The 11,765-nt window shown below is 31.6% G+C and carries 7 protein-coding genes; 4 read left to right on the top strand and 3 right to left on the bottom strand.

Going from position 1 to position 11,765, the window contains the following annotated elements:
- Positions 1–14: 14 nt before the first annotated feature.
- Positions 15–680 (bottom strand): TetR family transcriptional regulator C-terminal domain-containing protein, encoded by a 666-nt coding sequence (locus tag ABD077_RS23890; protein ID WP_343914725.1) that lies wholly within the window; start codon positions 678–680, stop codon positions 15–17.
- A gap of 254 nt (positions 681–934) precedes the next feature.
- Between ABD077_RS23890 and htpG the strand changes: the two genes are divergently transcribed.
- Positions 935–2,821, top strand: a complete 1,887-nt coding sequence (gene htpG, locus ABD077_RS23895) for a molecular chaperone HtpG (protein ID WP_343914726.1) — start codon at positions 935–937, stop codon at positions 2,819–2,821.
- Between the two features lie 137 nt (positions 2,822–2,958).
- Positions 2,959–3,945 carry a response regulator transcription factor gene (locus tag ABD077_RS23900; protein ID WP_343914727.1) on the top strand — a complete coding sequence of 329 codons (987 nt, stop codon included), beginning with the start codon at positions 2,959–2,961 and terminating at the stop codon, positions 3,943–3,945.
- Positions 3,946–4,110: 165 nt separating this feature from the next.
- Here ABD077_RS23900 and ABD077_RS23905 read toward each other — a convergent pair whose 3' ends face one another.
- The gene (locus ABD077_RS23905) at positions 4,111–4,461 is read right to left on the bottom strand and encodes a hypothetical protein (protein ID WP_343914728.1); all 351 of its coding nucleotides are present in this window, start codon (positions 4,459–4,461) and stop codon (positions 4,111–4,113) included.
- Positions 4,462–4,983: 522 nt separating this feature from the next.
- On the opposite strand from ABD077_RS23905, the gene ABD077_RS23910 reads away from it, so the two are divergent.
- Positions 4,984–8,265 (top strand): protein O-mannosyl-transferase family, encoded by a 3,282-nt coding sequence (locus tag ABD077_RS23910; protein ID WP_343914729.1) that lies wholly within the window; start codon positions 4,984–4,986, stop codon positions 8,263–8,265.
- 116 nt (positions 8,266–8,381) lie between these two features.
- Here ABD077_RS23910 and ABD077_RS23915 read toward each other — a convergent pair whose 3' ends face one another.
- A complete protein-coding gene (locus tag ABD077_RS23915; protein WP_343914753.1) occupies positions 8,382–10,652 on the bottom strand; it encodes a S9 family peptidase in 2,271 nt (756 codons plus the stop codon).
- A gap of 251 nt (positions 10,653–10,903) precedes the next feature.
- Here ABD077_RS23915 and ABD077_RS23920 point away from each other — a divergent pair, with 251 nt between their 5' ends.
- The gene (locus tag ABD077_RS23920) at positions 10,904–11,752 is read left to right on the top strand and encodes a DUF6503 family protein (RefSeq protein ID WP_343914730.1); all 849 of its coding nucleotides are present in this window, start codon (positions 10,904–10,906) and stop codon (positions 11,750–11,752) included.
- Positions 11,753–11,765 lie beyond the last annotated feature (13 nt).

The following is an 11,765-nucleotide window of genomic DNA, read 5'->3' on the forward strand; positions in this document are numbered from 1 at the left end:
CTTTCTTTCAACGATTAATTCCACATGGTTTTTTCCTTCCAGAGAAATTTCCCCAAATCTAAAACACTAGTTAACGGTGTATTATCAAATAAATCAAATATGGTATTTACTGATTTTTCGATCGCAATATCTGTTTTCTCAAAACCAGCAGATTCGTCATCCATCCAGAATTTTAGTAGGAATAAAAATTGCAACCAGGCTCCTTCTGAATATACAGATACTGGATTTTTAGCAATTTTAAATAACTTTTCATCATTATCCGTTTCAATCAATTCTTTAGCAAAATGTTTAATATGCATTCGTAACCCTTTCAATTGTGCTAAATTTTTAAGAGGCATATTATGATATTGTAATGCTAATAACACATAACTTCTATTAAGCGTCAACATTTCAAAAAACGTAAAAAAGAACGTAAGCATTTTATCCTTACTAGATAAATGAGCGTACTCTTTATTATTGTTCATCGCGTCTATAGTAGTACTAAAGAACGTATTCCAAATGCCTTTGTTTACACTATCCAAACTACCAAAGAACTCATAAAACTCTTCTTCTTTTATTTTTGACTCTTTACAAAATTTATACACCGACTTAGGGTATGTATCATGCTCTAGAACATAATTCATGTACTTAGTTATGATGTACTGACTGTCTACGGTTTGTTTTTTACTGGATGATGCCATATCTATTAATTTACAGAGTAAAGATAGTCATTGTTTAACTTTTTTTAAAAAAACCTAAACAAAAAAATTGTTAAAGTTGTTTCATAAAAAATGAAACTTAAAGTTCTAATATTTAAGTAGACGCAATTCAATTATTATCCTTACGAAGCATGGATAATTTGATCATAATGTCAGTTTGTCAGCAATATAGGATTGGTACTTTTTTTGTCTAAGGAGAGACACAATAGTGATAATAAAAACTAAAACATAAAAAAATGGCAACAGGAAGTATTAATGTATCGGTTGAAAACATTTTTCCTTTGATTAAGAAATTCTTGTATTCAGATCATGAAATCTTTTTACGAGAATTAATATCTAATGCAACGGATGCAACATTAAAGTTAAAGCATCTAACCAATATTGGTGAAGCCAAAATTGAATATGGCAACCCAAGAATTGAAATAAAGATTGATAAAGAGAATAAACAGCTACATATTATTGACCAGGGAATTGGTATGACTGCTGAAGAAGTAGAAAAATATATCAATCAGGTAGCTTTTTCGGGTGCTGAAGAGTTCTTAGAAAAATATAAAGATAGTGCTAAAGATTCCGGTATTATCGGTCATTTTGGATTAGGTTTTTACTCGGCTTTTATGGTAGCTGATAAAGTAGAAATCATCACAAAATCTTATAAGGATGAGCCTGCTGCTCACTGGATCTGTGATGGCTCTCCAACCTATTCTTTAGAAGCACATGACAAAACTGAAAGAGGAACTGAAATCATCTTACATATTGGCGAAGAAGAGTCTGAATTTCTTGAAGATAATAGAATAAGCGAACTTTTGGTGAAGTACAATAAGTTTATGCCTATTCCAATCAAATTTGGAACAAAAACTGAAACCTTACCAAAACCAGAGGATGCTAAAGAAGAAGATCCAGCACCTACTCAAGAGGTTGATAATATCATCAACAATCCAAATCCAGCTTGGACTAAACAACCAACAGATTTAAAGGATGAAGACTATAAAAGCTTTTACCGAGAATTGTATCCTATGCAATTCGAGGAGCCATTATTTAACATCCATTTAAATGTAGATTATCCTTTCAATCTAACAGGAATATTGTATTTCCCGAAGCTTGGGCAGGATATGAATATGCAAAAAGATAGAATTCAGTTATATCAAAACCAAGTATTTGTAACAGATAATGTAGAAGGTATAGTACCTGAATTCCTTACCATGCTGCGTGGTGTGATTGATTCTCCAGATATTCCTTTAAATGTTTCCAGATCATATTTACAAGCTGATGGTGCTGTAAAAAAGATCTCTAGTTATATCACCAGAAAGGTAGCAGATAAGTTAAACTCTCTATTTAAGAATGACAGAGAAGACTTTGAAAATAAATGGAATGATATCAAAGTAGTGATCGAATACGGAATGTTATCAGAAGAAAAATTCTTCGAAAAAGCAGATAAATTTGCTTTATACCCAACTGTAGATGATACGTACTTAACCTTTGAAGAATTACAAGAGAAAATAAAGGATAATCAGACAGACAAAGATAATAAGCTAGTAGTCCTGTATGCTTCGGATAAAGATGCTCAGCACGCTTATATTGCTGCTGCTAAAGATAAAGGGTACGAAGTTCTATTATTAGACTCACCTATTGTTTCTCATTTAATTCAAAAACTAGAAACTAGTAAGGAAAATATTTCTTTTGTTCGTGTAGATGGTGATCACATCGATAATCTTATCAAAAAAGACGAAGAAACCATTTCTAAACTTTCTGATGAAGAAAAAGAAACCTTAAAAACAGATTTGGAAAAGGTTATCCCTACTTCTACCTATACAGTTCAACTAGAAGCAATGGATAGTAACGCTTCTCCATTTATGATTACCCAGCCAGAATTTATGCGTCGTATGAAAGAAATGCAGCAAACTGGTGGTGGAGGAATGAATATGTTTGGTAATATGCCTGAGATGTATAATCTAATCGTAAATACCAATCATGATTTGATCAGTCAGATAAAAGATACAAAAACGGATAAAAAGAAAGAACGTCTTATCAAACAATCCTTAGACCTTGCTAGATTATCTCAAAATTTACTTAAAGGTGAAGAATTGACAGAATTTATCAAGCGTAGTTTTGAAATGATTAAATAAACAAAAGCGTTTATCTTCTTTTAGAATGTAATTGAAACCGCTTCAGAAATTGAAGCGGTTTTTTATTATCTAAATCTGAATATTTCATATTTTAGTATTTTTACAATATCATTTCTTTATAAAGATTACAGAAACAAATGAATAACAGGTTTTTTCTTTTTTTAACAATACTTTCTATTGGTTTTCAGGGGATTGCGCAAGACATTGTCTCTGGTTATATTCCTTTAAAAAAAAATAAAGATGCAGAACAAAAAATTCACCTAAGTAAAGTAGATTTAAATGATACTGACAAAAGTTATTCATACACTAGAATAGCTTCTACTAACATTTCTGAACAAGGGTATTTTTCTTTTGATCAAAAATGGTTTACCTCTAAAGATCATTTGTACAAGATACAATTAGAACCTACTGAGGAAACTTCTACTAATAAACAGAGTAAAAAATCCAAATTATTTATTTTATCTAAAAACGATTCTATACATTTTGAAAAAGGATCTTCTCCTTTTGAAACATATACTACGAATAATAAGGCTGACAAAGAATGGCAACAACTGAAGAAATTCGAATCTAAATTTGAAACTTTACATGATGACTTTGATACTGACAAGTATCTTCTCAGAACGAAGGGATATATTAAAGATTCACTTCAAATCTTGTTAGTAAAATTAATTAGCATCAAAAAACTGGATGATAAGAAACTTCTGGATAAGGACATTATGGAAAACACTTCCTATTACACAAGTCTTCTGAAAGAACTAAAATCCAGTGAAATTGATCCTGCCTTATTTTTGTACTTAGAGAATAAACTTTCTTTAATTTACAAGGAAGAAGCTGAACAAAAATATTCTGTTAGTATGCTACTAAATGGTATTGCTATATTAATAATTGGAAGCCTTATTTTCTTAGTGTTACGTAAAAGAAGAAAAGCGCAAAATGCAATTATTACCTCATCCTTAAGCAAACAGGAAAATACTATTAAAGAGCTTATTCTTTCTGGAAAAACCAACAAAGAAATTGCAAATGAACTTTTCATTAGTGTAAATACGGTAAAAACGCATATTTCTAATATTTACAGCAAATTAAATATTACTAGCAGAAAAGAACTATTAGTAAAAAACAAATAAGTCCAATCAATATTACTTTCTTCCGCAAGCAATTCTCTACCCAAATTGATTCCTTACAATTGAGAATACGTTTATGATGTACATAAAAACATATGAAAAGAAAAACTCCTTCGATTAGAAGGAGTTTTTTACTATGAGTTATATTCTATTTCTTAGACCTCTAAATTATGGCAATAAACTAGCCACTGTATTTTTTTGAGTTATTTGAGTATTTTTATTTGTATCGATTACATTAGTTAATCTAGTAGTTTTTCTAATATCTGTAGTAAAACCATTTTTTTCTAACAAGCTCTTATAAAATTCAGTTTTAGTAGTATTCTTGTTAGTAGCAACTTCTTTCTTTACTTCTTTAATGGTAATATCAAAGTTGTTTGCTTTTACCAATGCTTTAAAAAAATCAGTTTTAGTACTTTTTACATTTTCAATAGGAGTGTTAGCTTCATTAGTAGCAACATCTTGTGCTGTGATAGTTAGAGTAGAAAATAAAACTGCGATGGTAAAGAAGATAGCTTTCATAGTATTGGGGGCTTAAGTTACTTTGATTAACTGATGTAAATTTAAGCCGAAAAAACCTCTCTATAAAATGTTTTAAAAACTTTTAGATAAAGTGGTTTTTTAAATCGATGAAATACACAAATTTTACGGTTTTACCGTACAAAATACACATAATTTTTACCATTTTGTAGGATTTCTAACAGTATAAAATTACTTAAATCACCTATAAAACAGCACTTAAACTATAATAATCGATGTAAAACACATTTTAAGAAATAATTAATACGTAATTACTAAATAAAAAGTTTACTCCTTAGATGAATACAGAGAATTGCAACTATTGAATGACCTACGTCGAAAAGTCTGTTCTTCAGATTAGCATTCTTTTACTACTCTTATTTCACATCTCATAAACCCTTTGTTTATTGGGATTGCTCATAAAATCATACCCGTACTAGTTCCTTTTTACGACCGCCATTCTTTCTATTCATTCAATTTTTAGATTTCATTTGATTTCAAAAAAAAAAGAAACAATCAAATCAGATGCATATCACTCAGTTTAAAAAATGGAATCTATTATTAGGTTGGTTAGTTTTTACAATTTCATTAGGAGTATATATTAAAACTGTAGAACCTACTAATAGTTTTTGGGATGTAGGAGAGTATATAGCTACTTCTTCTAAATTACAAATAGGACATCCTCCTGGCGCTCCCCTATTTCAGATGATCGGTGCCTTTGCTTCTGTCTTTGCTACCAACCCAAAACAGATTGCCTATACTCTCAATCTTACATCTGCATTAGCGAGTGCATTTACCATATTGTTCATGTTTTGGTCAATCACTATACTTCTAAGAGATTTAGCTTCCACCATAAATCGCAATACAAGAAATACACCTTTTACTATTTTAGGTAGTGCTGTAGTGGGATCCTTAGGTTTTGCTTTTACGGATAGCTTTTGGTTCAATGCGGTAGAGGCCGAAGTGTATGCTATGGCCACACTAATACTATCCATTATGTTTTACTTAGGCTTATTATGGAAACGTGATATGCATACTCCAAAAGGAAATAAATGGATCATTCTAATCGCATTTGTTATAGGATTATCATTTGGGATACATTTTATGGGACTACTTTCTATTCCTGCGATAGGTATGCTATACTTCTTTAAAAATTATAAAATTATCACCTTAAAGAATTTTATTATAGCTAATATCATTGTAGTAGCTGTATTACTTTTCATTTTTAAATTGTTCATTCCCTATACACTGACCTATATCAGTTTTGCAGAAATATTTTTTGTAAATACTATTGGACTTCCTTTTCATTCTGGAACCATATTATCTGTTTTAAGTATCCTTATTCTTTTTTATATTGGACTTAGATACACCCGAAGGAAGGCATATCCTTTATTAAACACTTCTTTATTATGTTTGGCATTCATTTTAGTCGGTTTTTCTAGTTGGCTAATGATTCCGGTACGAGCTAACAGTGGTACTGTAATTAATGAAAATAATCCGAATAATGCTCGAGAACTACTAGCTTATTATAATCTAGAACAATACCCAAAGACACATCTTTTCTATGGTCCACAATTTTCTGAGATCTATGGAAATCTCGACGAGAATGAACCTTATTTAGATGATAAGCCTAAATATGAAAAAGATACCTCTTCTGGAAAATATATTATCGTAAACGACTGGAAGAATGTTAGACAAAATTTAGATAATAGGCATAAGACCCTATTACCAAGAATGTGGAGTACAGAACACATTAGTAATTATATGATCTTTAGTGGACCATTAGAATTCTCTATAAAAACAGAATTTCAGGATGAACAAGAACTGATAGAAACTGTTATCGATTTCAGAAAAAAATACGCTTCAGGAGAGTTAGACAATGATGACTATCATAAATTTTTAGAATCGTTTGGTCAGTTTTTAGACATACAACCTCCTTCTTTTTGGGATAATGTATCTTATTTGTTTCAATATCAAATCAATTATATGTATTGGAGATATTTTATGTGGAATTTTGTTGGTCGACAAGATGATGTACAAGGACGATTATCCAATTTACACGGTAATTGGCTTAGTGGTATTGATTTTATAGACAAGTTTCATCTTGGCCCTCAGGACAATTTACCTTCTGATGCTGCGAATAATAAAGCTAGAAACACCTACTATTTTTTACCTTTAATTTTAGGGTTGTTAGGAATTGTTTTTCAATTTCGGAGTGATAAAAAAATGTTTTGGGTATTATTTATATTCTTTTTGTTTACAGGTTTATCGCTAAAGATCTATTTAAATGAAAGACCTTTTGAACCGAGAGAACGAGATTATGCCTTAGTAGGTTCTTTTTATGTCTTTGCTATCTGGATTTCATTTGGAGTTTTTGCTCTTTTTGATCTACTTAAAAACTATGTACACTCCAAGTATGCTTCCTATGTAGCAATTATCATTTCATTGTTAGGCGCTCCGGCAATATTAATAGCTCAGAACTGGGATGACCACGATCGTTCCGATAGGTATACCGCCAAGGGTTCTGCACAAACGTATTTATCATCTTGTCAAAAAGACGCAATTCTATTTTCTATTGGCGATAACGATAGCTTCCCTTTATGGTATTTGCAAGAAATAGAAGGATACCGCACCGATATTCGTATTCTCATTACAAATCTTTTAGCCACCGATTGGTATGTCGATCAGATGAAAAAAGCCGCTTATAAAGGTAAACCTGTTCCTTCGGGATTAGAACATTCATTTTATGCCTATGGAAACAACGATGCTATTTTCTTTAAAGAGGTTACTAAAGATACGATGTATATTAAAAACTGGATGCGATGGATAACCTCTAATGATCCCAGAACAAAGGGTGAACTTATGAATGGAAAAACAGTATCTACCTTTCCTACTAAAAACATTAGGATTCCGGTTGATAAAGAAAAAGTTCTTAAAAATGGTATCGTTTCTAAGGAAGATGCAGATAAGATTGTGCCTTATATCGATATTCATTTAAAAGGTGGTTATATCCCAAAACATAGATTAGTGATGTTAGATATTATAGCCAATAACGATTGGGAACGTCCTATCTATTTCACAGGAGGTAGTTTTGGTGATGATGATTATATATGGATGAAAGACTATCTACAACTAGACGGTATGACCTATAAACTAGTACCTATTAAAACTAAAGTAAATCCTTCGAATCCATATCAATTAGGAAGAGTGAATACAAAAGTTATGTATAAAAATGTGATGAACTGGGATTGGGGAAACGGAGATAGTGCAGGGATTTATCATGATACCGAAACCAGACGTAATGGCATTTCATACAGAACAAATCTAAGCAGACTGGCAGAGCAGTTAATTAAGGAAAATCAAACTGAGAAAGCGGAAGAAATCTTAGATCTTGGGCTAGAAAAATTTCCTTTAGAATTCTACGAATACTATACACCACTTCATGATTTTATTGATAATTATTATCAGATTAACAAAACAGAAAAAGCAAGATCATTATGGAAACAGGTGGCTACTAAATATCAGGAACAATTAATCTATTTTTCTGGTTTATCCTATGAAAAACAATATGAACATTTCGAAAATATTATGAATAGCGTAACCTATTACAAAGATCTTATAGACACATTAGTTACGAACAAAGACGATGACCTCATCGATCAGGAAATTGATGCTTTTAATCAATATATCAATCTTTTTCCGAGATTTTTTGCAAAACAAGAGCTACCTAAACCCGATTCAGAACCGGAAAACAGTGAGGATTTATTAAAAGAATTAGGATTAGGATTAGGACAGGAAGTGGAGTAAATCCAGAATGTATTTGATTTAAGGTAATAAAAAAACCTCCTGACCCAAGTTTTCAGGAGGTTTTGATATATTCCTAAGAAGATAATAAGTCCCGTTCTTCTAAGAAATGAATACAACTAACCCTTTACAGGTTTTGTTGTTTCTTTTTTACCAATATGTTTCGCATAGAATCCCATCATAGCCTTATACATCGCTATAGAATTCTCTTCTTTTGCAAAACCATGGCCTTCATCATATTTTACCATATATGGTACATCAAATCCTTTATCACGCAATGCTTTTACGATCTGATCAGACTCATCTATATTTACTCTAGGATCGTTAGCTCCTTGTACCACAAACAGAGGTTTTTTGATCTTGTCGATTTGATATACTGGTGATACTTCTTCCATAATTGCTTTTTCTTCAGCTACATCCTCATCATACCAGATTTCTTTGATAATTTTTAAATAAGGCTTCCAATACGGAGGAATCGTTTTCATGAACGTAAATAAGTTAGATACTCCTACATAATCAACTCCACAGGCATATAAATCTGGTGTTTTTGTTAATCCACGTAAAACGGCATATCCTCCATGACTACCACCGTAAATAGCAACTTTATCTTTATCTACCCATCCTTGATCAATAGCGTATTGTAATCCATCTTCTACGTCATCCATTGCTTTTCTACCGATCTGTTTGAATCCTGTTTCTAAAAACTCTCTACCATATCCTCCAGAAATTCTAAAGTTTACTTGCAATGTTGCATATCCTCTACTTGCAAATAACTGCGATTCTGGATTGAATCCCCAAGAATCCCTAATTCCTTGTGGCCCTCCATGAGGATTAACTACTAATGGTACTTTTTTTCCTTGGATGGCTTCTTTAGGCAATGTAATGTATCCATGTATCGTTAAACCATCTCTACTCTTAAAAGTAATTGGACGCATCTCTGCCATATCATTCTCTTTTAGCTGCGGCATTAAGTTGTATAGCAACTTAAAAGTATTTTTTTTAGCATCGTAAGAGTAATATACTCCATACAACTTATCACTTTGTAAGAAGATCAAATACTTATCTTCATCATCTGTCTTTCCTGCAATTGAATACTGATGATCAGGAAACTTTTTAGTAATTTTTGAGTGTAATTTTTTATAATAATCGCTTACTGGCACTACTACTCTCTTTTCTCCTTGGTAAGAGAAATAGTCTAATTCATATCCTCTTTTTCTAGATAATGAAAGATTAGAGACATCATATTTATCATTAGAGAATAACTTTTTTATTACTTTATCTTTTTTTAAGTCGTATAAATAAATTTGTGACTTATCTGTATCTAAGTTAGACACCACATATGCATCATGAGGGTTATCTGTAGAATAATCATAGTTTAGGATAGAAAAGGTATCTTTCCAATTCATTTGCTTAAGCACCTCATATTTCCCATCTTCTATAGCATAATAAAAATCTACATTTACTCCATCTCTTATTTTTCCATATCCTCGTAGATTACCATCTTTATCAAAACTATATCCTGCTATTGGATTTGCAGCATCTTCATTGGTAAACAATTGCTTAACCTCTCCAGTAATAATATTGATTTTGTAAGGTTCGAAGATTTGTTTATTATTCTTATTCATAGAGATGATCATATGATCTTTATCCTCTTTTAGACCTTCTAATATATTTACCTGAACACCTTCATACGGAGTTAATTCTTTCTGATCCGTTCCATCTATGTTTGCTGCAAAAAGATGGTAGTCTTCATTTCCACCTTTATCCATAACATACACCAATCTCTCATTGTTTGCCCAACCGTATCCACGTATTAATTCTTCTTTTTCTTCAATGACACGTGTTACTTTATCAGTTGCGATATCCTTAACGTATACGTGATTTTTACTATTATCATCTTTCTCTCGATAAGAAAGATATTTTCCGTTTGGAGAAAACTGAAAACTTCTAGCTTTTGGTTTTGCAAAATAATCCTCTACAGAATATTTATAATTGCCTTGATCCAAATTTGCCATTTTTTCTAATTCCGAATCCGAAGAAACCAAAGATGGATATCCGGGTATTGTTTTCTCTGATTTTTCCATTTCTAATGGTAGTTCCATTCCTCCCTGATAAAAAGTCCCTTTTAATTTACTATTCTCCAGAGATGCTACATATTTAATTCCTGCTTTTTTAAAGATCAAAGTTAATTGATTGTTTTCAAAAACTGTGGAATCCATTGGAATTCCAGAAGCTCCTTGCGAAGGACTGTCCATTGTAGAAGAAAGTACTCCTTCTTTCTTTTCAATATGAAATACTAAAGACACTTCTGTTCCTTGTACAGATAATTTACCTTTCCAAGTTCCTATCGCATCCTGACTGTATATTTGAGTAAATGCCATACAAAGCATCACCATACAGATACTCAAAAAATTCTTTGATAATTGTTTCATGTGATTTTTATTAGATTGATGATAATTATTTAGATATACGGAATTAGTAATCGACAAAGCAATTTTGTTACATTATTTAAAAAAAATTAACAAAGTTTAATTTCATAAGACCTAGACCGTAGATCATATTATCTGTTACAATTTTCATAAAGATTATCGTACTAGGTGCGCTTTTACTATTTTAGATTATTAACACAAATAACCTCACCATGAAAAGAATAACATTGATCCTGATAACCCTTGGTTTATTAGCATGTGATCAGAAAAAAAAGGAAGAGAAAGTAGTTCCTGAAGTAAAAGAAGAAATCGAACAAATCCCGGTTGAAGCTGATGGAGGAATTGGAGATGGAGCTTTATCTATCACCAATCATTTTATTAAGAGTATTGAAAAAGCTCATAAAAAAGAAAAATTCCTAAAACATAAAGCCATAAGTTTTGATATCAAAATTCTATTTAACGGTAAGGAACACTTAGAAGGAAAAATTACGATGCTTACCAATTCTTCAAAAATTAAAATCGACAAAAAAGATAATAGTAGTTTAGTCTATGATGGAGAAAAAGTATACCTACATCCTGCAGATGCTAATGACAAAGGAGCGAGATTTGATATGTTTACCTGGACTTACTTTTTCGGGTTCCCTTATAAATTCAGTGATCCCGGTACGAAATGGGAAATGCAAGAAGATCGCAAACTAGGAAATAAAATTCATAGTACAGCCAAACTTACTTTTGAAGATGGTATTGGAGATGCTCCTGATGATTGGTACGTAATCTATGCAGATCCAGATGCTAAGTTACTAAAAGCAGCAGCTTATATTGTAACCTTTGGAAGTGATGGAGATATTTCTAAGGCCGAAGCGGATCCTCATGCTATACAATATAAAGATTTTAAACCTGTAGATGGTATTCTATTTGCTACTGCATGGGAGTTTTATGGTTGGACAGCTGAAAAAGGAATGACAGATAAATTGGGAGAAGCTACCGTTTCTAATATTACTTTTATTGAAGATACAGGAAATTTATTCGATGATCCTGGAAACTCCAAGATTATTGAATAATCGCCCTAATAAA

Origin of the sequence: Aquimarina litoralis, from assembly GCF_039523995.1 — a bacterium.
GTDB classification, from domain to species: Bacteria; Bacteroidota; Bacteroidia; order Flavobacteriales; family Flavobacteriaceae; genus Aquimarina; species Aquimarina litoralis.

Coding starts and splice junctions, on each gene's coding strand:
- ABD077_RS23915 (WP_343914753.1), bottom strand. CDS start 10,652: ATGCTTTGTATGGCATTTACTCAAATATACAGTCAGGATGCGATAGGA.
- ABD077_RS23890 (WP_343914725.1), bottom strand. CDS start 680: ATGGCATCATCCAGTAAAAAACAAACCGTAGACAGTCAGTACATCATA.
- ABD077_RS23900 (WP_343914727.1), top strand. CDS start 2,959: ATGAATAACAGGTTTTTTCTTTTTTTAACAATACTTTCTATTGGTTTT.
- ABD077_RS23920 (WP_343914730.1), top strand. CDS start 10,904: ATGAAAAGAATAACATTGATCCTGATAACCCTTGGTTTATTAGCATGT.
- htpG (WP_343914726.1), top strand. CDS start 935: ATGGCAACAGGAAGTATTAATGTATCGGTTGAAAACATTTTTCCTTTG.
- ABD077_RS23905 (WP_343914728.1), bottom strand. CDS start 4,461: ATGAAAGCTATCTTCTTTACCATCGCAGTTTTATTTTCTACTCTAACT.
- ABD077_RS23910 (WP_343914729.1), top strand. CDS start 4,984: ATGCATATCACTCAGTTTAAAAAATGGAATCTATTATTAGGTTGGTTA.